The sequence below is a fragment of the Flavobacterium branchiicola genome (genome assembly GCF_018383905.1).
Classification (GTDB): domain Bacteria; phylum Bacteroidota; class Bacteroidia; order Flavobacteriales; family Flavobacteriaceae; genus Flavobacterium; species Flavobacterium branchiicola.
The window spans coordinates 256212-280330 of sequence record NZ_JAGYWA010000001.1 but is presented as its reverse complement, the minus strand read 5'-3'; the positions used below and the strand labels follow the sequence as shown (position 1 = coordinate 280330).

General features: G+C 34.3%; 19 protein-coding genes. 4 read left to right on the top strand and 15 right to left on the bottom strand.

The features are described from left to right. The first annotated feature begins 148 nt into the window (after positions 1 to 148). Together aceB and aceA are read left to right on the top strand one after the other, a co-directional pair. Entirely contained in the window at positions 149 to 1750 is a 1602-nt protein-coding gene (aceB, locus tag KHA98_RS01230) for a malate synthase A (RefSeq protein ID WP_213254531.1), read from the top strand. Positions 1751 to 1898: 148 nt separating this feature from the next. Beyond that, positions 1899 to 3179 carry an isocitrate lyase gene (aceA, locus tag KHA98_RS01225; protein ID WP_213254529.1) on the top strand — a complete coding sequence of 427 codons (1281 nt, stop codon included), beginning with the start codon at positions 1899 to 1901 and terminating at the stop codon, positions 3177 to 3179. A 109-nt stretch (positions 3180 to 3288) separates the two neighbouring features. Here aceA and KHA98_RS01220 read toward each other — a convergent pair whose 3' ends face one another. The 7 genes from KHA98_RS01220 to KHA98_RS01190 all read right to left on the bottom strand — a co-directional run bounded on the left by KHA98_RS01220 (position 3289) and on the right by KHA98_RS01190 (position 10684). Continuing rightward, positions 3289 to 3864 (bottom strand): Crp/Fnr family transcriptional regulator, encoded by a 576-nt coding sequence (locus KHA98_RS01220; RefSeq protein ID WP_213254527.1) that lies wholly within the window; start codon positions 3862 to 3864, stop codon positions 3289 to 3291. Then, on the bottom strand, positions 3864 to 4184 hold the full coding sequence (locus KHA98_RS01215) for a DUF6370 family protein (protein ID WP_213254525.1): 321 nt from the start codon (positions 4182 to 4184) through the stop codon (positions 3864 to 3866). Before KHA98_RS01215 ends, KHA98_RS01220 begins: the two co-directional genes overlap by 1 nt. 576 nt (positions 4185 to 4760) lie before the next feature. Further along, entirely contained in the window at positions 4761 to 6629 is a 1869-nt protein-coding gene (locus KHA98_RS01210) for a peptidase U32 family protein (RefSeq protein WP_213254523.1), read from the bottom strand. A gap of 145 nt (positions 6630 to 6774) precedes the next feature. Then, positions 6775 to 7365 carry a hypothetical protein gene (locus KHA98_RS01205; protein WP_213254521.1) on the bottom strand — a complete coding sequence of 197 codons (591 nt, stop codon included), beginning with the start codon at positions 7363 to 7365 and terminating at the stop codon, positions 6775 to 6777. 121 nt (positions 7366 to 7486) lie between these two features. Next, positions 7487 to 7942, bottom strand: a complete 456-nt coding sequence (locus tag KHA98_RS01200; RefSeq protein WP_213254519.1) for a ferritin-like domain-containing protein — start codon at positions 7940 to 7942, stop codon at positions 7487 to 7489. A 382-nt stretch (positions 7943 to 8324) separates the two neighbouring features. Then, a complete protein-coding gene (locus tag KHA98_RS01195; RefSeq protein ID WP_213254518.1) occupies positions 8325 to 9515 on the bottom strand; it encodes a pyridoxal phosphate-dependent aminotransferase in 1191 nt (396 codons plus the stop codon). Between the two features lie 71 nt (positions 9516 to 9586). After that, entirely contained in the window at positions 9587 to 10684 is a 1098-nt protein-coding gene (locus KHA98_RS01190; RefSeq protein ID WP_213254516.1) for a fatty acid desaturase family protein, read from the bottom strand. 107 nt (positions 10685 to 10791) lie between these two features. Between KHA98_RS01190 and rsmG the strand changes: the two genes are divergently transcribed. Beyond that, positions 10792 to 11421 (top strand): 16S rRNA (guanine(527)-N(7))-methyltransferase RsmG, encoded by a 630-nt coding sequence (gene rsmG / locus KHA98_RS01185; protein WP_213254514.1) that lies wholly within the window; start codon positions 10792 to 10794, stop codon positions 11419 to 11421. 83 nt (positions 11422 to 11504) lie between these two features. Here rsmG and KHA98_RS01180 read toward each other — a convergent pair whose 3' ends face one another. From KHA98_RS01180 to map, 7 genes are all read right to left on the bottom strand, one after another. Next, positions 11505 to 12239, bottom strand: coding sequence for a hypothetical protein (locus KHA98_RS01180; protein ID WP_246522098.1), 735 nt, complete (start codon positions 12237 to 12239; stop codon positions 11505 to 11507). Between the two features lie 338 nt (positions 12240 to 12577). After that, a complete protein-coding gene (pruA, locus tag KHA98_RS01175) occupies positions 12578 to 14203 on the bottom strand; it encodes an L-glutamate gamma-semialdehyde dehydrogenase (protein ID WP_213254512.1) in 1626 nt (541 codons plus the stop codon). Between the two features lie 154 nt (positions 14204 to 14357). Continuing rightward, positions 14358 to 14744, bottom strand: a complete 387-nt coding sequence (gene apaG, locus KHA98_RS01170; protein WP_012023834.1) for a Co2+/Mg2+ efflux protein ApaG — start codon at positions 14742 to 14744, stop codon at positions 14358 to 14360. Positions 14745 to 14823: 79 nt separating this feature from the next. Then, complete coding sequence (locus tag KHA98_RS01165) at positions 14824 to 16083, bottom strand: type IX secretion system plug protein (RefSeq protein ID WP_213254510.1); 1260 nt, start codon at positions 16081 to 16083, stop codon at positions 14824 to 14826. A 74-nt stretch (positions 16084 to 16157) separates the two neighbouring features. Further along, entirely contained in the window at positions 16158 to 19064 is a 2907-nt protein-coding gene (locus KHA98_RS01160) for a DEAD/DEAH box helicase (protein ID WP_213254507.1), read from the bottom strand. A 122-nt stretch (positions 19065 to 19186) separates the two neighbouring features. Beyond that, positions 19187 to 19960, bottom strand: coding sequence for a class I SAM-dependent methyltransferase (locus KHA98_RS01155; protein WP_213254505.1), 774 nt, complete (start codon positions 19958 to 19960; stop codon positions 19187 to 19189). 144 nt (positions 19961 to 20104) lie between these two features. Continuing rightward, positions 20105 to 20923, bottom strand: a complete 819-nt coding sequence (gene map / locus KHA98_RS01150; protein ID WP_213254503.1) for a type I methionyl aminopeptidase — start codon at positions 20921 to 20923, stop codon at positions 20105 to 20107. A gap of 225 nt (positions 20924 to 21148) precedes the next feature. Between map and KHA98_RS01145 the strand changes: the two genes are divergently transcribed. After that, positions 21149 to 22402 (top strand): DUF445 domain-containing protein, encoded by a 1254-nt coding sequence (locus KHA98_RS01145; RefSeq protein WP_213254502.1) that lies wholly within the window; start codon positions 21149 to 21151, stop codon positions 22400 to 22402. Between the two features lie 120 nt (positions 22403 to 22522). Here KHA98_RS01145 and gpmI read toward each other — a convergent pair whose 3' ends face one another. Next, complete coding sequence (gpmI, locus tag KHA98_RS01140) at positions 22523 to 24040, bottom strand: 2,3-bisphosphoglycerate-independent phosphoglycerate mutase (RefSeq protein WP_213254500.1); 1518 nt, start codon at positions 24038 to 24040, stop codon at positions 22523 to 22525. Positions 24041 to 24119 lie beyond the last annotated feature (79 nt).

Here is a 24119-nt window from a genome sequence, read left to right as displayed (position 1 = left end):
TTCGCTTGTTTTGTAAAAAACTTTTTTATAACATTGTACTGTCGAAACAAGTTAATTATGAATTAGTTATAATTTGTTGGTTTTGATAAAATGAAAGATGATTAAGAAGAAACGCTTTTTAATCAAATAAAAAATAAAATCTGCAGCGATGAAAAACCAATTAGAAATTACCGAAATGGCTTTTGAAATTCTGGCCGACAAGAAGCTTACTTATCCAAAAATCTGGACAGAAGAAGCGATTGCATTTATTACCGAATTGCACAAAAAATTCGAATCACAACGAAAATTGTTGCTTTTGCAAAGAGAGCAAAAACAAGTCGCTTTTGATCAGGGTGTCATGCCGGTTTTTATTCCAGAAACAAAAAGCGTCAGAGAAGGTAATTGGAAAGCTGGGGAAATTCCGAAAGATTTACTAGATCGAAGAGTAGAAATTACCGGACCAGTTGATCGTAAAATGATTATCAATGCTTTGAATTCAGGCGCCAAAACTTTTATGGCCGATTTTGAAGACAGTACTTCACCAACCTGGCAAAATTTAATGGACGGGCAAGTGAATTTGATTGATGCGGTAAATAAAACCATAACATATACAGACTTGGTAAAGCAAAAATCCTATCATTTAAATGAAAAAATAGCAACCCTTATTGTTCGTCCAAGAGGTTTGCATCTTCCTGAAAAACACGTTTTAATTGAAGGAAATGAAGTTTCGGGATCGCTGATAGACTTCGGATTGTATGTTTTTCATAATCATAAAAGACTTTTGGAGAGCAGTTCTGGACCGTATTTCTACATTCCGAAATTGGAACATTATCTGGAAGCAAGATGGTGGAATACAGTAATTGATTTTACAGAGGATTATTTGAAACTGGAAAGAGGAACTATAAAAGTGACCGTTTTAATTGAAACGATTACGGCGAGTTTTCAATTGGATGAAATCATTTATGAATTAAAAGAACATATTGTTGGTTTAAACTGCGGACGCTGGGATTATATTTTCTCTTACATTAAAAAGTTTAGAAAAAATCCAAAATTCATCGTTCCAGACCGCGATCAGGTAAATATGACCTCGCCTTTTATGAATGCATATTCGAATTTGGTAATTCAGAGATGTCATAAACGCGGAATTCATGCGATTGGCGGAATGGCAGCGCAGATTCCGATTCGAAATAATGATGAAGCAAATGCTGTGGCTTTCGCGAAAGTAAAAGCAGATAAAGAGCGTGAAGTCAAAAATGGTCATGACGGAACCTGGGTGGCGCATCCGGACTTGGTTGTTTTAGCAAAAGAAATTTTTGATAAAGGAATGCCAACGCCAAACCAGATTCACATAAAAAGAGAACACCGCAAAATAACAGAAGCAGATTTGATTGAACCACCAATTGGATTAATTACTGAAAATGGTGTTCGTAAAAATATCAATGTGGGCGTTTTGTATTTGGCTTCATGGCTGAACGGTCAAGGTGCGGCTGCTTTGCATAATTTAATGGAAGATGCAGCAACTGCCGAAATTTCGAGATCGCAATTGTGGCAATGGCTTCAGAATAAAGAGGTTTTGGATAACGGACGAAAATTAGATTTGGCGTATTATCACGAATTGGCTTTGGATGAATTTCAAAAAATCAAAACAGAATTAGGAGAAGAAAATCATGAAAAACAGCAATTTCCATTAGCAGAAAAAGTACTAGAGAGATTAGTTGTAAATCCTGATTTCGTTGACTTCTTGACGATTCCGTGCTACAAATACTTATAAGACACCTAATTGGGATTCCTGCAAGGTTTACAAAACCTTGTAGGTATGGCGATCGTAATAATAAAAAACTACAAGGTCAAAAAAAGACCTTGCAGGAAATTTAAAACATATAACGCTATTACTTACTAACCAACTTAACTATACATTTATGAAAACAACAGAAGACAGAATTCAGGAATTGATTAACGATTGGATTGCGAACCCAAGATGGAAAGGAGTGGAGCGTCCTTACACTGCGAGTGAAGTAGTGACGCTTCAGGGATCTTATCAAATTGAGCATTCTATTGCCAAAATGGGAGCGCAAAAATTATGGAGAAAGTTAAAAAATCAGGATTATGTTGCGGGTTTGGGGGCTTTAACGGGAAATCAGGCGATTCAGGAAGTTGACGCTGGTTTAGAAGCGATTTATTTAAGCGGATGGCAAGTTGCAGCGGATGCAAATCTGGCAGGCGAAATGTATCCAGATCAATCGCTTTATCCTGTAAACAGCGTTCCGATGGTGGTAAAAAAGATTAATAATGCTTTATTGCGCGCTGATCAGATTCAGACCGTAAATAAAGTTGAAGATAAAAAAGATTATTTAGTGCCGATTGTGGCTGATGCCGAAGCGGGTTTCGGAGGAAATTTAAATGCTTTCGAATTGATGAAATCAATGATTGAAGCAGGAGCTTCTGGTGTGCATTTTGAAGATCAGCTTAGTTCTGCTAAAAAGTGTGGACACCTTGGCGGAAAAGTTTTGGTACCAACACAAGAAGCGATTAATAAGCTGATTGCTGCTCGTTTGGCTTCAGATGTTATGGGAGTTCCAACTTTGATTGTTGCAAGAACAGATGCTGATGCAGCTAATTTACTAACGAGTGATGCCGACCCAAGAGATCGAAAATTCTTAACAGGAGAAAAAACAGCTGAAGGTTTCTTCTACGTAAACAACGGAATCGATCAAGGAATTGCAAGAGGTTTAAGTTATGCTCCTTATGCCGATTTGATCTGGATGGAAACCAGTAATCCTGATTTGGTTTATGCGAAAAAATTTGCAGATGCAATGAAAAAAGAATTTCCGGATAAAATGCTGGCATACAATTGTTCGCCATCTTTTAACTGGGCAGCAAGATTAACTGTTGCTGAAATGGAAACGTTCAGAGAGGATTTGGCGGCAATGGGTTATAAATTCCAGTTCATTACTTTGGCGGGATTCCATGCTTTGAATACGAGCATGTTCGAATTGTCTAGAGCGTACAAAGAACGCGGAATGGTAGGTTATTCTGAATTGCAGGAAAGAGAATTCGCTCTACAGAAAAACGGATTCAGAGCTGTAAAGCACCAGGCTTTTGTGGGAACTTCTTATTTCGATGCCGTTCAAAATACGGTGATGATAGGAAAATCAACTATAACCGCAATGGAACATTCTACGGAGGTTGAGCAATTTTAATTCATTTTTTTACCATTAAGATATTAAGAAAGTTAAGCTTTATGTCTTTAATTAATAAGAAAGATTAAGTCTAGCTTAATGAATCTTAATGTCTTAATGGTTAATTTTTTTATTTCTTCAAAAGGCGAGCTTTCATTTTGCTAAAAAATTCAGGTGTTACACCAATGAAAGAAGCAATTTGTTTTTGTGGCACTTTGTGAACCAATGTCCCATATTTTTTAGTAAATTTTTCGAATCGTTCTTCCGCAGGCAAACTCAAGTTGTCCATTAATCGCTGTTGATTTGCAACTAATGAATTCTCGATTAAAATCCTAAAAAAACGCTCCAGTTTCGGAATTTCAAGATACAATTGTTCCTGATTTTCTTTGGATAATGAAACTACTTCTGCCTCTTCTAAAACTTCAATAAAAAGCTGTCCCGGTTTTTGCGAAAAATAACTGTACATATCACTCATCCACCAGCCTTCGCAGGCAAATGCAAGAACATGTTCTACAATATTATCGTTTATATTGAAACTTCTTAAAATACCCGAATTTACAAAATACGAATGTTTGCAAACTTCGCCTGCATTCAATAAAATGGTTTTGGCTTTGTAAGTATTCGTTTCAAGTTTAGATAGAAAAAGCGCTTGTTCTTCTGGAGTAAGAGAAACATGTTTGGCAATGTTTTCAAGAATTAATGCCATTATTTTTTATCTTCTATTAATGCAAACGAAGTTGCTTTGAATCTGTTGTTTACAATTTCTCCAGTAACAGAAGCTTTGCTGATGGCATTGCAAAAACCTTTTTCAGCGTGTGCATCTCCGTGATCGTGAATAGTTGTTCCGTCTACAAAATAGCTTTTTCCGTCAATACGAACGGCTAAATCACAGCTTTTGCCTTTCATTCCGAATTGGCATTCTCCGCAGGAAGCTTCTACGATTGTTGGTTTGTCAAATTTCTTTTTGCTTTGAGCCTGAACTGCGATTCCGATAAATAGGAATGTCGCTAATAATATGTTTTTCATTTTAGAGTGTTATATTGTTGGAGAAGTAAAAGTAACGAAAAATGTTTTTAACCGCAAAGTTCAATTTATATGTATTGATGTAGAGATGCACTGCAGTGCGCCTAAGCAATGTGTGTTTAACCGCAAAGAGCGGAAAGATTTACGCAAAGAACGCTAAGTTTTTGGTTTTAATTTAAAGGTAAGATAGCAAAAAGTTTCTCTCGCAGATTTGCTTCACCTGTTCGCTGTCGCTCGGGTTGCAAATTTGGCAGATTATTTTTTATCAATTGCCTCCAGCTTTAGCTGGAGGAACTTTAGTAAAGATTATCTAGGCTTTAGCCAAACTTAATTTTTGGCTAAAGCCTTATTGAGGTGATTAAATTAACCTCCAGCTAAAGCTGGAGGCAATTAATGCTTTTTCTTTTGAAAATGATATTTTCTCGTTAACCCGTTTGCGTGAGGGATAGAAGTGGAAAGCCCGGAGCCTGACGGAGGAAGTGTGAGGACTTGTAACGGATAGCCTCCCGATAGCTATCGGGACAAGCACACGCCCAAAATAAAAAACCGATACTTCTTTTAAAAGCATCGGTTTGTATATTAATGATATTGATCTTCTTCAATCTCAAATTCGGCATCTTTTTCCCAGATTTCCATTTCGCAGGGTTTGCAGTTGAATTTAAGTTTGTATTCTAACTCTCCCTGTTTTAAAACCAAAGGTTCTTTTACCTTAACACCAACAATGTCCTTTTGGTGTATCGGACATTTTTTTAATTCGTATTTGATGCAATATTTGGTTGTCATTACACGAGATTTTCCTGGATCCCATTGTAATTCAAATGCTTTTTCGATTTCGGTAACACCGTGGCGTTCGTAGAATTTACGAGCGGTTTTGTTCGAAACGTTGTACATGAAATCCAGTTTAGTTTCCGGATAAGGATGTGACGTTTTTACCAATTGGTGTTCTTCACGTTTATAATTTGCCAGACGAATTTCTGATAATTGTTCGAAAACATTTCTTCTCATTTCGTTGATTTTTGAAATAGGAAGGAACCAGTTTTGAGAGAACATTACATTGATTTCATCGGCGCTGTAAGGTGTAAAACCTGTTTTTGCCAATTGCACTTTAATGTTTTCTTCGATCGATTCGCCAGTTTTTGTCTGCTCTTTTGCGTGCTCTAATTTTACGGTGCTTACGTTTCCGTCTTCGTCGGTTGCGATTAATTCAAAACCATTTTCGTTTTCGGTAAGCAATAAAGTAGTTCCGATTTTACGGATCGCACTGTCTTCTCTTTCAACAATTTTGATGAAAGCAATATCATTATTACGGTAAATGAAAGTTCCGTCTTTAATTTCTTTAAGAACGTTTGGATAAACTTTTCCGTTCTCAGCTTTGTTGACATAAATTCCGTCCGCTTCGTTGTTTTCGTTGATGAAACAAAGTCCGTCACCGTTGTTTAGTAATTCGCCGTTTTCGATTTCGTAAGCATCTCCAATAGTTCGGACTAATTTACCAATATATTGTCCTTTTGATTTTGGACTTTCCCAAGAACCAATACTAGCGTGTCTTTCGTTAACAAAATAATCGGTATAACCACGGTTGAACGTTCTGTTTAAAGTAGAATCGAAAGTATATGTACATTTTCCAGAAGAAGCTTTGGTGTATTTATCGCTTCCTTCTAAATAACTGTCTAATTTTTGACGTAAATAAGAAACGTTGTTTTTAACGTAAGCCACATCTTTTAGACGGCCTTCAATTTTGAAAGAAACGATTCCGGCTTCGATCAAATTCGGAATTTGATCTGAAACGTCTAAATCTTTAATCGAAAGCAAGTGACTGTTTTTGATTAAAGTTTCTCCATTTCCGTCGATTAAGTTATATGGTAAACGGCAGTTTTGAGCACAAGAGCCACGGTTGGCGCTACGTTCTCCGTTTGCCACACTCATATAACAGTTTCCACTGAAGGATACACAAAGTGCACCAGTTACGAAAAACTCTAATTCAACATCAGCTTCGTCGTAGATTGTTTTAATTTGATGCAAGTTTAATTCACGTGCTAAAACCACACGTTTGATTCCGGCATCTTTTAAGAATTTAATTTTATCTGCGTCACGGTTGTTGGCTTGTGTACTGGCATGAAGTACGATAGGAGGCAAGTCCATTTCCATAATCGCCATATCCTGAATAATCAGGGCATCAACACCAATTCCGTATAACTCCCAAATCATGGCGCGACAAGTATCTAATTCGTTGTCGTACAAAATGGTATTCATTACCACAAAAACCTGAGCGTTAAATAAGTGCGCGTATTTTACTAATGCCGCAACATCTTCAATTGAATTATTGGCATTAGAACGTGCTCCAAATTGTGGCGCACCAATATATACTGCATCTGCACCGCTGTTAATAGCTGCCATTCCGCCGATTAAATCTCTTGCTGGAGCTAATATTTCTATTTTCTTCTTCATTTCTAAAACTTTAGCCTTTTGTGGTATTCACGGAAAAAAGTGTGCAAAGGTCTAATAAATTATTCGAGTTTGCTAGTGTAGAAGCGATTTTTTTGAAATTGTTAACTTAATATGGAATGAAGATAACGGGAATGTGAACTTTAAATTAATCGAGAGGGAAATTATAACCTACGGCAAATACTCCTGTTGACTGTTTTGCAGCGGGATGAAAGTAGCCGGAAATACCAATTTCGAAACTATTATGTCTGCCTATGGCTAATCCAATACTAAATGGAATATGCAATAAAGCGTCGCTTTTGTCGAAGTTAACTCCAGGTGTAATGGTTTCAAATTTACCTATTGAAACTCCAATACCTCCTTCAATAAATGGAGCAACCCATGGTATTGGTGCACAAAGGCGAACTTTTCCTCCTAGCAGAAAAGCATTAGTTGTTACTTTGTATTGAGGTTGGTTTTGTATATTTTGATTTTTATTGACAGATTCAAAGATTGCACCAGCATAGGGTCTTACACTTAACCATGATTTTACTCCTATAATATATTCACCTTGAAGATAAAGTCCGCCACCCATAACATCTACTTCTTCTTGACTTCCATAATTTTCAATATAATAAGAACTGCTTGATCCGTAACCTATTGAGGCTTTAATGGATTTTCCTGTTGATTGGGCTTTTGAATAACATGAAAATAATATTATAAAAACAAGAGTAATAAAATAACGCAAAGTTAATGTCATATATTTTTTTGATTTATTGAAACGGCGCGGCGAAAATAAGAATTTTTCTGAATTATAAATAAAAAAAACTACTCAATCAGATGATCAAGCAGTTTTTCTAAAATTAAAAGTTTTAATATGATTAATTCGCTCTCATTTTAATTTGTGATAAAGTATTTTGAATACTGTTTAATTGTTTAGATACAATAAATACCTGACTGTGTTCAAGATGGTTTTCTTCGAGAGCCATTTTGTATTTTTCTATAGCGGCTTCTTCTCCGGTTACACAAGCGTTGATGATAGCTTCTGTATCGCCACCAGTGAAAGATGATTTGATGTCTATCCAGGCGCGGTGTAGAGTTCCTAACGGGCCTCCGCCGGAAGTGTCTGTTGATTTTCCTAGTTTATTGATTTCGTCCTGTAATTCTACAATAAACAAAGCACGTTCGCGGGCATAATCTAGGAAATCGGCTTTTATGGCGAGATTTTCTACGTGCTCGGCGGCGTTGGTATATCCTAGTTTTCCATCTTCAAGAATTGAAATTAATCCTTCCAGTGTTTTAACTGTTTCTGTTGTGGTTTCATCTGTATTTGTCATGACCTGTAATTTTTGAAATTAATATATTACAAAGTTTGTAATTTCTAAGGTGCTTTGTTTTACAGGATTTCATCTGGGGTTTTATAATATTGTGGAATGGGAATTTTGAAACTGTTTTTTGTTTGCTATCAATTTCACAAATTATAGATGTGTCATATTTTTGTTTTAAAATGATATTTCTCGCATATCATTTTGCGTGAGGGATAGTAGTGGAAAGCCCACAGCCTGACGAAGGAAGTGCGAGGACTTGATGTGGATAGCCTCCCGATAGCTATCGGGACAAGCACACGCCCAAATTAATTTCCATAAAAAAACAGCTTAAAGTATAAAAGTGATGAAACTTTTGAACCTTAAGCCGTTTTAATAAAAACTTATATTTGAATTATGCAGTCAAAGCTTCTTTGATTCTGCGTAATGCTTCTTTTAAGATATCGTCGCTTGTTGCGTAAGAGAAACGAATACAGTTTGGATTTCCAAAAGCGTCTCCTGTTACTGTTGCAACGTTTGCTTCTGCCAAAAGATACATAGAAACATCGTTTGCATCTTTAATTTCAGTTCCTCTTAATGTTTTTCCGAAGAAAGAAGAAACGTCTGGGAAAACGTAGAAAGCTCCTTCGGGAACGTTGATTTTAACACCTGGAATCTCTTTTAATAATCCAACTACTAAATCTCTACGACCGTGGAAAGCTTTAACCATTTCGTTTAATACGCTAGGATCAGCATCAACAGCAGTGATTGTAGCACGTTGTGCTACAGAGTTTGCACCAGAAGTTACTTGTCCTTGAATTTTTGTACACGCTTTTGCGATAAATTCTGGAGCACCGATATAACCAATTCTATATCCAGTCATTGCAAATGCTTTTGCAACCCCGTTTACAGTAATTGTTCTTTCTAACATTCCCGGGATTGAACCGATACTGCAGAATGTTCCTGAGAAATTAATGTGCTCATAAATTTCGTCTGCAACTACATATATATTTGGGTGTTTTTCTAAAACTTTTGCAAGCGCTGTTAATTCTTCTCTGCTGTATACAGATCCAGATGGATTACAAGGAGAAGAGAACCACATCATTTTTGTTTTTGGTGTAATTGCAGCTTCTAATTGTTCTGGAGTGATTTTGAAATCAGTATCTACCGATGTTGGAACTTCAACCGGAACTCCGCCTGAAAGTTTTACGATTTCGAAATAAGAAACCCAGTAAGGTGCTGGTAAAATAACCTCGTCACCGTCGTTTAACATTACTTGTGCAATGTTGTATAATGATTGTTTTGCTCCTGTAGAAACAACGATTTGAGTTGGTTTGTACTCTAAGTTGTTGTCTCTTTTGAATTTTCTGCAAATTGCTTCTCTTAATTCTAAATAACCTTCTACTGGAGAATAAGTACTGTAATTTTCATCTACTGCTCTTTTTACAGCTTCTTTAATGAAATCAGGTGTGTTGAAATCAGGTTCACCTAAGCTTAAACTAATAATGTCTTTTCCTTGTGCTTTTAATTCGCGGGCCAAAGCAGCCATTGCTAATGTTTGTGAAGTTGCTAAGTTGTTGATTCTGTCCGAAAGAATATGATTCATTATAAATTTTTTGAATGTCCTTAATTTTCTACGCCAATCAAGGAGGGTTAATTATTAATAGATTTTTTAGTTTAAAGTGATAATTCTGGTTTCATACCAAGATCTCGTAAATGCTTAAAGTGAGCAATAATTGCACTTCCCATTGTTTTGTATTCGTAATAAGGTAAGTTGCATTCTTGCGCGGTTTCTTTTACGATTTTTGCAATTTTACCATAATGAATATGACTAATATTTGGAAAAATATGGTGTTCGATCTGATGATTTAAACCTCCTGTATACCAGTTTACAATTGCATTTTTTGGAGCAAAATTAGTTGTAGTATATAATTGGTGAATTGCCCATGTATTTTCCATTTCTCCTAATTCATTTGGTTCCGGATTAGTAGTATGATCAACAACGTGTGCTAGTTGAAATACAATACTTAAGATTAATCCAGTTGTATAATGCATTACAAAAAATCCAAGAACTACTTTCCACCATGTAATTCCAATTACGATTGGCAATACAATCCAGATTGATACATAGATGATTTTTGTTATAATTAAAGTTGTCCAAAGAATTTTTGGACTTTTTGGCTCTCCGTAAGACAATTTTCTTCTCAGGTAATTACGCATTTGCTTAAAATCGGTTGTGATGGCCCAATTGAAAGTTAATAAACCATATAAGAATACCGAATAATAATGCTGAAAACGGTGAAAACTATGCCATTCTGCATGTTCTGTAAAACGAATAATTCTTCCTGCATCAAGATCTTCATCGTGTCCGGGAATATTGGTATACGTATGGTGCAACACATTATGCTGAACTTGCCAGTTGTAAACATTTCCAGCTAAGACATAAATCGTGCCGCCCATTATTTTGTTAATCCAGCTTTTGTTTGAATAAGATCCGTGATTTCCGTCATGCATTACGTTCATTCCAACTCCGGCCATTCCAATACCCATTACGATTGATAATAGTAACATTACCCAAAATGGCATGTCTAGCGTAAGGATTAAAAAGTATGGAGTAAGAAAAACAGCAAAAAGAATAACGGCTTTTAAGTGTAACTTCCAGTTTCCTGTTTTCTGAATGTTATTTTCTTTGAAATAATTGTTTACACGAGAGTTAAGTGTTCTAAAAAATTTCAAATTGTCTTGCCTTGCAAATGTTGGTGCAGTGTTATTCATAATTAATTTAAATAGTTTTCAAAGGTAATTATTATAAATTTTCAATTTGCAAAATTGAGTTAAATATTTCAATCGTAAAGTAGTACTTTTGTTAAAAATTTAGAGCAATGGATGAGATATTGAAATATTTTCCTGATTTGACCGATCTTCAAATCGAACAATTTCAAAAATTAGACTTTTTATACCACGATTGGAATGAAAAAATCAATGTGATTTCGCGTAAAGACATTGATTCCTTATATACTAAACACATTTTACATTCTTTAGGAATTGCTAAAATCATGAAGTTTGAACCCGGAGCAACAGTTTTGGATGTTGGAACCGGCGGTGGATTTCCGGGAATACCATTAGCAATTCTTTTCCCTGAAACACGTTTTTATCTGATTGATGTTATTGCGAAAAAAATAAAAGTAGTGCAAGGTGTTGCTGATGCATTAGAATTAAAAAACGTAAAAGCAGAACAAAAACGTGCAGAATTGGTAAAAGGTGATTTCGATTTTATTGTAAGTCGTGCTGTTACGAATATGCCTGATTTTGTTTCCTGGATTAAAGATAAAATCAAAAAGCAAAATAAACATGCTTTAAAAAATGGAATCCTATATTTAAAAGGAGGTGATTTAGCCGAAGAGCTAAAAGATTTTCCAAATGCAACACTGTACGATTTGGCGGAAATATTTGAAGATGAATTTTTTGAAACCAAAAAAGTGGTTCATCTTCCTTTGAAGTTTAAAGTTTAAGCTGAACGATATAAAATCAATAACCCGGTTAGAGTATATATTCTGACCGGGTTATTTTTAATCAAAAATAAAAAATATTACAACTATGAGGCTCTTTGTGGAAGATTTAAAAAAGCATTTTCTTTTGGGTTTAAATTATTGATAAAATTATGAATAGCGTTTTCAGACGCTTCTATGGTATATTCAAATTCCTCGTCAAAGAAGAATTCACGGGAAATAACAGCTTCGGTTGAAGAGTCATATACAGCTTCGTCTGACTGATCCAGTTCTGCATTTTTATATGAGCAAGGATACAGATGAATTAAATTTGTTATAGTTTGAGTAAACCAATTATCAAATGTTTTCTTTTTTGGAGTAATATGACGAGCCAATAAAACTAAACCGATAAGTTCATTTTGTAAATAATAAGAACCTTTTCTATATCTTACATCAATCATTCTCACGTTCATTAGTGCAATCCATAAAGCACCATTAACAGAGCCTGAAGCTGGAAATTTAAGATCAGTGTCAAATAATAAAGGATTAGTTTGTTCACGATTTTCTATTGAACACCAAAGTGCTTCAATTCGTTTTTGGGTGTCGTTAGTAAATTGCGTATATCCGGTAAAACGCCAATATATCCATTCTAATAAAGCGGCAGTTAGTCCAATAGAACCTTTGTGGTTAATTTGCATTAAAGTATTCTCAAGATCTATTGTTGTTTCTAATGGGTCTAATAGTTCATCTATTTTCTTTTTTGTCCATTTAAAGTTAATTGGAGCCCCAATACTTTTTGATTTTAATATTACTTTGGGAATGTTGTTTAAATTTCTCATCATTTATGCTGTTTATGTGTATTGCATTTAATTTGTTAACGGGTACAAATTTAGAGTGATGAGCTTTTTTGTAATGGAAGAAAAAGATTTAAGAATATTAAAATAAGGTTTTTTAGTTCTTTAATGTGTTGATAATTAAATATATAGGAAAAATATTACAATTTTAATTTTATGATTCTAATAGTGAAATCAGATAAGGTAAATTCGTAAAAAAGGATTCTGGAAATTAGTTTATTTTGGAATAAGTATCTTTCTGAAAATAAATGAAATAGATAAAAAAAGCCGAATCTGTAGAAGATTCGGCTTTTATATGTTTGTAAGTTTTAAACTTGAAACAAGTATTAACCTAAAAATGGATATCTGTAATCTTCTGGAGTTACAAAAGTTTCTTTTATAGTTCTAGGAGATGCCCAACGCAATAAGTTTAATGCAGAACCAGCTTTATCGTTAGTTCCAGAAGCTCTTGCACCACCAAATGGTTGCATTCCAACAACTGCTCCAGTTGGTTTGTCGTTAATATAGAAGTTACCAGCAGCGTTTTGCAATTTAGTTGTAGCTACTTCGATAGTGTAACGATCCTGGCTGAAAACTGCTCCTGTCAAAGCATACTCAGAAGTAGTGTCTACCAATTCTAAAGTTTCTTCCCATTTAGCATCTTCGTAAACATAAATAGTGATAACTGGTCCGAACAACTCAGTTTCCATTGTAGTATATTTTGGATTTGTCGTTACAATAACCGTTGGCTCAATAAAGTATCCAACAGATTTATCGTAGTTTCCTCCAACGATGATTTCTGCATCAGCATCTTTTTTAGCCTGATCAATATAGCTAGCTAATTTGTCAAAAGAACCTTCGTGAATAACTGCTGTAATAAAGTTTCCGAAATCTTCCGGAGAACCCATTTTCATAGATTTTACATCAGCAATTAATTGTTCTTTTACCGCTGGCCATAAACTTTGTGGGATATAAGCTCTTGATGCAGCAGAACATTTTTGTCCCTGGAATTCAAATGCTCCACGAGTAATTCCTGTTACTACTTGTTTTACATTAGCGCTTGGGTGAGCAATGATAAAATCTTTACCTCCAGTTTCACCAACGATTCTTGGGTATGTTTTATAGTTGTGAATGTTTGCTCCAATTTTAGCCCAGATATCTTTAAATACGTGAGTTGATCCTGTAAAGTGAACACCAGCAAAATCACGGCTAGCTAAAACAGTATCTGTAATCATTAAAGCATCTCCAAAAACTACGTTGATAACTCCATCAGGAACTCCAGCTTCTTTGAAAACATCCAAAATGATTTTTGTAGAAAATACCTGGCTGTCACTTGGTTTCCAAACGACAACGTTACCCATCATTGCAGCACTTGCAGGAAGGTTTGCAGCGATAGCAGTAAAGTTAAATGGAGTAATTGCGTATACAAAACCTTCTAAAGGTCTGTACTCTAAACGATTCCAAACAGAAGAATCAGATTTTGGCTGGTCGTTATAAATTTGAGTCATAAACTCAACATTGTAACGTAAAAAGTCGATTAATTCGCAAGAAGCATCGATTTCTGCCTGGTGAATATTTTTAGACTGACCAATCATTGTAGCTGCATTAATACGTGCTCTGTATGGTCCGGCGATAAGTTCAGCAGCTTTTAAGAAAATAGCAGCACGTTGTTCCCATGCCATGTTTGCCCATGCTTTTCTTGATTCAAGTGCATTTGCAATCGCTTTTTCGATATGTTGTTTTTCAGCTAAATGGTATTTTCCAACGATATGTTTGTGATCGTGTGGAGAAGTAATATTTCTTGTGTTTCCAGTTCTGATTTCTTCGCTTCCAATGTGCAAAGGAACATCAATTTGAGAATTCCACATTGTAGTATAAGCTGCCTGAACAGCTGCCTTTTCTGGTGAATTCGGTGCGTAGCTTTTTACAGGCTCGTTTACCGCTTTTGGTACATGAAAAAATCCTTTAAGCATGTTATTTAAAATTAGATTATTAGATAATTTAAAGTTAGATATATTCGATTTGTTACGAATAATCTAACGCTGCACAAAAGTACAAAGGATAAATTAATAAATTGATAATTTTGTGATTAAGATAACGATAAAAATGACAGTTGTAAACTATATCTTAGTTTAAAGCAAAAGGAGCGCACATTCTAAAAGTAGGAACAATTACTTTGAATGTTTTTGTAGTAGTAAAATTGATCATATTAAAATGACCTTTCATTGCACCATAAGGAGATGAAAGTAAACAACCTGAACTATAAGTGTGGTTTTCACCAGGTTTTAAAACTGGTTTTTTACCAATAACACCTTCACCATCTACAATATCTAAGTCATTAAGAGAATCAAAAATTTCCCAGTGACGCGAAGTTAACTGAACGGAATCTTTACTGTGATTTTCGATTGTAACTACGTAACTAAAAGCAAAATGAATCTTGTAGTTTTTGAAGTAAGTACCTTCAAAACTAGTCAAAACTGATATTTTTATGCCTCTTGTAATTTGAGAAACCATACTAACGTAGTATATATGTGTGCGTTATACCTGCAAAGCTACAAAAAAAAACTAGGATTCCTAAAACGTTAACAATGTTTTAATTGACGATATTTATGGAGTTGGCGTTTCCTTTTCCGATAACTCTCTGATAGCGATCAGTATTTTCTTTGTAATAAACCAGGATAGTGTACTCATTTTCTGTTTGATAAAAGTTTCCGTCAACGGCATTTTCATTATCAATATTTCCTTTTTTATCAGCAACAGTGTATTGGAAATTGGTAAAGCCCTGCTTGATTACAATCGCTTTTTCGTAAACGCCCTTCTCCTGATTGTAATCCATTTTATTTTCAGGTGAAAGACCATAATTATTAAACATTCCAGTAATATAAATGTCTTTATTAAGTCTGAAAGCCGGAGCAGAAAGTGTAAAATAAACCCAGGCATAATCAGCCTCGATTTCGTTGTCGGATCCATTTATATTTTTAACTACAAAATTTCCATTTACATCCTCATATAAGGTGTAAATTTGATTTCCTCTCGCCGCATTTGTATATAGATATGCATTGTAAATATCATTGTTAGAGCCCACTCTTCCAACATTATTATTGGCAGCGCGTATATCTTTATTTTCAAAATAGAGAAACTCATTTCCGGCCCAAAATTGTGTTTCCTTATCGTATTTATAAACCAACTGATTGCCGATTGTGTATTGTGGAACGACATTTTTTATACCGGTTTTAAAATTACCATTTTGCAGCAAAAGTACTTTTACGTTTTGCAAAGGAGTCTGAAAAACAATGTCATTTGATAATATAGCAAAATCCACATTTTGTTTGTAGTTAATATTGCTTAAGTTTCTTGTTCGTTTAATTTGTGCAGGAACAGTGCAATGGTCTTCATATAAAATGAATTTTCGGGAGAAAACAACTTCTTTATCCTCATTTAGAATTTTAAGCATATAATTTCCGGATATTCTCAATTGTGTTGCAAATTGATTTGGAAATGAAAGACGATAATGCGAATAAACCTGAAGGGTATTAAATGAATTGGAATAGTCCATAATTCTCTGACCATCAAAACCTCGCAGATAATCTGTTTTAGGAATGTCAGTCGGAATCCAGTTATAGTCACAATGTACAACTTCAAAATAATAATTGGCTTCATTGCCAAATAGGTCATCAAATTGAAGTTGAAATACAGAGTTCATTTCAAATATAGGAACAACATTACTGCCATTCTGAACAAAAGAAACGGTTTTGATATTATAAGGCGGATCTATTTCTTCTTGTACTTCCTGGGCTTTCGCCGAAGTAAAAATAAAAATCAGAAGAAAGCTTAGATATGAAAATTTTGGCATCTTAATACATTGAAAGATTGTAAATATAACAATTTTATACAACGAAAAATAGGCCAATCTATTGGATTTAACTTTTATATACCTAAAATATATTCCAGATTACCTTCAATTTCGTCGTTAATATAGCTTTCTTCCAAAAGGGAATCAGACAACAGTTTTTTGTTTTCCTGTAATTTGATGATTTTTTCCTCAACCGTATTTTTCGAAATAAACCGAATCACATTCACTTTATTCAATTGCCCAATTCTGTGTGCTCGTCCAACACCTTGTTTCTCCGCAAAAGGATTCCACCAAGGATCTAAGAATAAAACATAGGAAGCTTTTGTAATATTCAAACCGACACCACCTGCTTTAAGGGAAATAAAAAACAACAAAGGTTCTTCCTTTTCCTGAAATAAATTTACTTGTTGTTCTCTTTTGTTTGCTGGAGTTTCTCCGGTAATTTCGCAAAAGGCTATTTTGTTTTCTTTACACCAATCGGTATAGAAATGCAGATTGGTAACAAACGAACTGAAAATGATAACTTTTTGTTTGGCTTTAACTAAGTTTTCCAGATAATTGGTAACCGCAATATATTTTCCCGAATCAATTTCAGACTCCTGATCAACCATTTTGGGGTGATTGCTTAATTGTCGTAACTTCATCAAAGTATTAATAATACTGATTTTGTCCGGACTTGAGCCATCAGTTTTAAGCAGGAAATTACGAGCTTTAGATTTTTCTTTCTCATATAATTTTTCCTGTTCAGGATCCATATCGCAATAATAAATCTGCTCGGTTAATTCAGGTAAATCTTTTAAAACCTGTTCTTTGGTTCGTCGCAAAATATAAGGCTGAATAAGATTCTTTAATTCTAATAAAACTTCTTCATTCTGCTTTTTCTCAATCGGATTTTTGAAATTCTCCATAAAGAAAGCATAACTGCCCAAAATATCAGGATTGATAAATTGCATTTGTGACCATAAATCGTCAAGCGAATTTTCGATTGGTGTTCCACTCAAAGCAATTTTATGTCCCGTACTGATTTTATTTATGGCTTTAAAAATCTTAGAATTTTTGTTTTTAATGTATTGACTTTCGTCTAAAATCAGATAGCGGAAATCGTATTTTTCTAAAATAGATATATCGCGATGAATAATGCTGTAACTCGTAAAAATCAAATCGGTTGAATCTAATCTGCTTGCTAATTGTTTTCTATCGTTACCAACATACTGCATTTTGGAGAAGTGCGGCGTAAATTTTCCAGCTTCATTAAACCAGTTAAAAACTAAGGAAGAAGGCTGGACAATCAACGCTTTAAGCGGTTCTCTTTCAATCGTTGTTTCGTTTGCAAACAAATCAAAATTGGTCGTTTTGGTAGTAAAACCTAATTGTTCTTGTACCGAAACCAAAACCGACAAAGTTTGTAATGTTTTTCCAAGTCCCATATCATCAGCCAGACATGCTCCCATATTAGAGTTGAAATGCCCCAAAAGCCATTTTACTCCATCAATTTGGTACGGTCTCAAAGTTGCTTTGATTAATTCTGAAGCTGTAAATTCAGCTTTGTGAATTTGGTCTAAATCATTGTCGATTTCTGAAATTCCGTCTAAAGCGGTAAAATTGCTTTTACGTAAAAGTAAAGCTCCGTTTTCTGTCTTAGCTAATTTTGCCAAAGAGCCATATTTGCTGAACCATTCCAGTGGAATTAAAAAGTAATTTCCGTCAGGCAATTGAAAAAGTCTTTCCTTACTTTTTATATTTGGAATAATGTCGCTGAAATTGATTTTATAATTCCCAATCGTAATGATTATTTTAATATCAAACCAATCTGCTTTTGTTTCTTTTGCAATAGAAATCGTGTTGCTTTCTGTAATGATTTCTTTGCTTTCGAGTTTTAAATTTTGAATGGTAAAACCTAAACTTTCCAGCTTTTCTCTGTTGTCAATAATTAATTGAATATTGATATAAGGATCAGAAGTTTCTGCGTCAGAATTCAATCCAAACAATTCGTTTTTGATTTTTATTAGACCAATTTCGAGCAATTTATCTGTATATGAATTCTCGTCAGGATTTCGTTTAAACTGAATTATTCTAGGCTCGTTCGCAACGCTGAAATCAACAAAAGAATGTGTTCTTTTAGTTTTGCTGGCGTCAAAAATATAGCCGTTATAATCAAAATAAAGATTGAGATAATAACAGTTTTTAAAGAAATCAAAAACAGGCTGAATGGTGCAGGAAACGATTTGGTCACGAAGTTCTATTTCAAATCCGTTGGCTTCAATATCAATTTTTTTAGCTATTTCTGGAATGAAATTTTTAAAATAATCATCAACTAATTTGGAAGGAATTTCGATGGATTTTTTCTTTAAAAAAGGAGTTAGCTTTTTACCATTAAGCTCTTTTAATTTACCTAATTTTTTATCGATAATTAACCAGCCCGGTTCATCTGAAAGAATTTCTACATTATGATTCATTGGTAAAAATGTAGTTTCGTTTTCTTTTAAAGATAAAGTATAAGTGATGCCTTCGGAATGTTTGTCAAATTGAATTTGAGGTTCAAAATCCAAAGAATCAATACTTACTCTTGAACGATAAAAATCTTTTTCAGGTCCTAAATTGATGGACAACGGAAATTGCTCTTTTACAATCAAATCGTAAAACGGACTTAAATTGAGTTTTAAGTGCTGACGAATCGCAAAGTCAATTTTGGAATCTTTTTGCAAATCGGCAATTGTTTTAGCTGATTTGATTTTAGCACCGAATTTTTTGAATATAAATTCAGGTTTTAGAGATTCACAAATATTGAGAATCCTTTTGGAATTTGGATCTAAATTTTCGAAATCAATGCCGAAACTTTCGATAATAGCTTTTGTTGCTTTTTTATCCAGATATTTGATTTCGATTGTATTTTCAACAATATAGGCTGTTGGAATAAAGGCATTCAGATTTTTTTCAAAACTGATGTCAAAACAGAACTGAAATGGTTTTGTAGGTTGCAAAATTTAAAGATTTGGTTAGGCTTGTAATTTAGGAATTGGGCAAAAAAATAAAGAGTTTTCAAAATATCAATAATTTGAAAACTCTTTTAAATGAACTTGTATCACTTATATGGTGAAAAAAATTAGTTTTCCTGTTTAAAGCAAAGCGGAATAATTTCACCTTTTGCCAAACAGTATTTTTCAACTAATTCAGGTGCAATTTTGTTAGTGTAATCTTCTTCGATAACAATAAAACCAATGCTTCTTAATTTATCAAAATAATCGCGTCCGTACACACGAACGTGATCGTATTGTCCGAAGATTTTAGCACGTTCTTTTTGATCTGTAATTGTATCATCAGCAAAAGTAACTTCGCGGGATAAATCCTGAGGAATTTGCAAAATTGCCATTCCGCCCGGTTTTAAAACGCGATATAATTCCTGCATTGCTTTTGTATCGTCTGGAATGTGTTCTAAAACGTGATTACATAAAATAACGTCGTATTCATTGTCTTTGAAAGGTAAATTACAGATATCTGCTTTTACATCTGCCAAAGGTGAAAGTAAATCGGTTGTTGTATAATCCAGGTTTTTCTGCTTACGGAATCTTTTATAAAAAGCTTGTTCCGGAGCAAAATGCAACACTTTTTTGGGTGCTGTAAAAAAATCAGTCTGATCGTTTAAATACAACCAAAGCAAACGGTGTCTCTCTAGTGAAAGCGTACTTGGCGAAAGTACATTATTACGTTGTTTTCCGTATCCGTAAGGCAAAAACGATTTAAAGCTTCTTCCATCTATAGGATCTGTAAATTTATCTCCTCTTAATGAGAAAGCTAAAATTGGGCGCGCCACATAACTCAAACGAATTAATAAAGGGCGAGGGATTGTATTTAAAACTAATTTGAAAAGTTTTTTCATGGGGCTATTCCAAAAATATTTTTTGTTTTCCTGCAAGGTTTTCAAAACCTTGTAGGTATTTAAGTTGAAAAAAGACACCTACAAGGTTTTGAAAACCTTGCAGGAGTTTGAATATTTTTTAAGTTTTAGAATCTCGGCTAATAACTACAATACCAACGGCACTTTTCTAAATTCATCTTCTTCATTGCTTTCAATTCCTAAAGCTTTGTAGATGTATTGGAAAGTAGATAATAATTCTGGTTTACCATCAATTAATGCAACATCATGTTCAAAATGCGCACTTGCTTTTCCGTCAGCAGTTGTAATAGTCCAGCCGTCTTTATGTTGTTTGATGTTTTTTGTTCCCATATTGATCATTGGCTCTATTGCTACAACCATTCCTTCAACAAAAAGTTTTCCGCGGCCGCGTTTTCCGTAGTTTGGCATTTCTGGTTCTTCGTGCATTTTTTGCCCAAGACCATGTCCAACCAATTCACGAACAACTCCGTAACCGTGAGCTTCAGTATATTTCTGAATCGCATTTCCAACATCCTCAACACGATTTCCTGCTTTAAATTCTCTAATTCCAACATAAAGAGATTCTTTTGTTACCTGCAAAAGTTTTTTAACTTCCGGAGCAACTTCTCCAATTTCGAAACTGTAAGCATGATCTCCGTGATATCCATTTTTAAAAGCACCACAGTCAACCGAAATAACGTCACCACTTTTTAGAGGCGTATTATTTGGAATACCGTGAACAACCTGAGAATTTGGACTCATACAAAGTGAATTCGGAAAATCATATAATCCTAAAAAGCTTGGAACCGCACCATGATCACGGATAAATTCCTCAGCTAATTTGTCAAGATATAATGTAGTCACTCCTTCTTTAATTTCAGAAGCGATCATTCCTAATGTTTTTGATACGATTAAAGCACTTTCGCGCATTAATTCAATTTCTTCTCTAGTTTTCTGGATAATCATATTTTTCCCATTTTCAGTTCGCAAAAATACAATTTTTATCTCATTTTTTATGCAATTTTTTTTTGTCACGAATTCGCGAAATTATACAAATCTAGATTGGTGAAATTCAATTTCCCTAATCTAGATTTAGAGATATAAAAAAGTGAGAATTCGTGAATTCGTGGCTAATAACAGACAGCTTTTTCGGAAAAAAGCCATAAATTAGTAGTTAAAACGTTTGTAATTATGGAAACTATTATAGAACAGGATATATCTAAAGTAAAGGCTCTTAGGAAAATGAAGAGAAATGCTTTGGCTCTTTTAGGTTTTGCAGTGTTATTATTTATAATAGCAATTTACTTTAAAATCCCGATGTTGCAGGCCTTTAGCGAGGCAGCGATGGTAGGTGGAATAGCGGATTGGTTTGCTGTTGTAGCGCTTTTTCGCCATCCGATGGGAATCCCGATTTGGCATACAGCCATTATTCCGACCAAGAAAAATGAAATTGGAGAAAATCTGGGAAATTTTGTTTCGGAAGAGTTTTTAAACAGGGAAAAATTAGAAATAAAACTGGAAGAATTCAACTTTGCAACAAAAGCTTCAGATTGGCTTTCGGAGGAAGAGAATGCCAATAAAATTGCAAGTCTTGTTACAGTAAATATTATTCCGGGAATCTTGCGAACTATAAAAGATGAAGATATTAAAAGATTTATTCAGGTTCAGTTTGCGGCAAAAATGGAAGGGATAAATTTTGGAGATTGGGTTGCAGTTGCATTAGAGCCTTTGCAGAAAGGAAATCTAAAAAATGAAATGCTGACAAATCTTCTTGAAGTGATGAGCAACGAATTGACTAATAATAAGGATTTAATTAGACAAAAAGTAAAAGCTTCAACACCACTTTTAAGTTTTGGTTTGGCTGATAAAAAGATTACAGAAGGTGTTTTTAATGGTTTGCAGGATTTTTTAAATGAAGCTAAAAAACCTCAAAGTGCTGTTCGTTTAAAAATTGATGAATATATTTTTAACTTTTTGGAAAAAGTAAAAAACTCCGAAGAAATGAGGGTTAAAATCAATGATATGATTTTGGGCTTTGTCGGGAAAAAAGAAGTTCAGGATTATATCAATGGAATTTGGGACGAAATAAAACTTTCGATTACAAATGATTTGAATAAAGGTGAAGATTCTTCGATTAAAAATAGCATCGCAGGATTAATTCAAACTTTTGGAAACGGATTAAAAGAAGATCAAATTATGATTGAAAAAATCAATAATTTTATTAAAAACGATTTATTATCAATCCTTCTGAATAATAAAAAAGTGATTGGAGATCTAATTTCTTCGACCGTAAAAAGCTGGGATGGGAAAGAGGTTTCAGAAAAGCTGGAGTTAGAAATTGGAAAAGATCTTCAATATATAAGAATCAACGGAACTTTGGTTGGTGGTGTTATTGGACTTGTAATTTATGGAGTGGAGCAATTGTATCATTATTTGTTGGTCTAAATGAATAATCTCGCAAAGTCGCAGAGACGCAAAGTTTATGAATTTCTTTGCGACTTAGCGTCTTTGCCAGATTTTTTTAAGTTCTATTTAAAAGAACTTATATCACTTATATGATTTAAATTACAAAAGGGAATGACAAGTCATTGCATTTGGTTGCTGAACGCCCATTAATTCTAAAATTGTTGGAGCGATATCACCTAAAACACCATTTTGAATGTTTTTCAATTCTTTATCAACCAAGATAATCGGCACTGGGTTTGTTGTGTGTGCAGTATTTGGACTTCCGTCAGGATTAATCATAGTTTCGCAGTTTCCGTGATCTGCAATTACAATTGTAGTATAATCGTTAGCAAGAGCTGCTTCGATAACTTGTTTTGCACAAGCATCAACAGCTTCACAAGCTTTAATTGCAGCTTCCATGATTCCGGTATGACCAACCATGTCTCCGTTTGCAAAGTTTAAGCAGACAAAATCAACTTCACCTTTATTCAATTCCGGAACTAGTGCGCTTGTAAGTTCAAAAGCACTCATTTCTGGCTGTAAATCGTAAGTAGCTACTTTTGGAGAATTTCTTAAAATTCTTGATTCACCTTCAAAAGGAGTTTCTCTACCACCGGAAAAGAAAAACGTTACGTGAGGATATTTCTCTGTTTCAGCAATTCTAATTTGTTTTTTACCTGCTTTTTCTAAAACCTCACCAAGAGTTTCGGTGATATTATCTTTATTGTAAACTACCTTTACGTTTTGATACGTTTCGTCATAATTTGTAAGCGTAACATAGTACAAGTTTAGTTTGTGCATGTTTTGCTCGTGGAAGTCTTGCTGAGAAAGTGCTTCAGTAAGTTCACGTCCTCTGTCTGTTCTAAAGTTAAAGAAGATTACAACATCACCTTCAACAATTGTTGCAAGAGGTTTTGCGTTTTCATCAACAATAACAACAGGATCGATAAATTCGTCAGTTACATTTTTCTCATAACTCTCAAGAACACTTGCGACAGGATTTGTAGAAGGAATTCCTACTCCGTTAACCACTAAATCGTAAGCTAGTTTTACACGTTCCCAACGTTTGTCACGATCCATTGCATAGTAACGACCAACTATTGAAGCGATTTTTACAGGAGTATCTTTAATATAGTCTTCTAAATCGTGAATATATTTTGCTCCTGATTTTGGATCAACATCACGTCCGTCTGTAAAAGCGTGAACATAAACCTGGTCTAAACCATATTCCTGCGAAGCATCAATTAATCCGCGTAAGTGAGAAGTATGAGAGTGAACACCTCCATCAGAAACTAATCCTAAAAAGTGTACTTTTTTATTGTTTTCTTTAGCATAAGTAAAAGCATCAATAAGTACTTGTTCTTTTGCCAGTGTTTTGTGTGCTACTGCCAGATTGATTTTGGCTAAATCCTGATATACAATTCTTCCGGCACCTAGGTTCATGTGACCAACTTCACTATTTCCCATTTGTCCTTCAGGTAAACCAACATTTAGTCCGTCGGTTCTAAGTTGTGCGCTTGGATAATTTTTGTAAAGACTGTTTATAAAAGGAACATTTGCATTGTCTATTGCAGATACTTTAGGGTCAGGAGATTTTCCCCAACCATCTAAAATCATTAGGATAACTTTCTTGTTCATTATTTTTTAGTTTTTTACAAAGATAAGCCATTTCTAAAATTAGCAAGAGCGCGGTGTTACATTTATGTTTAATAAAATG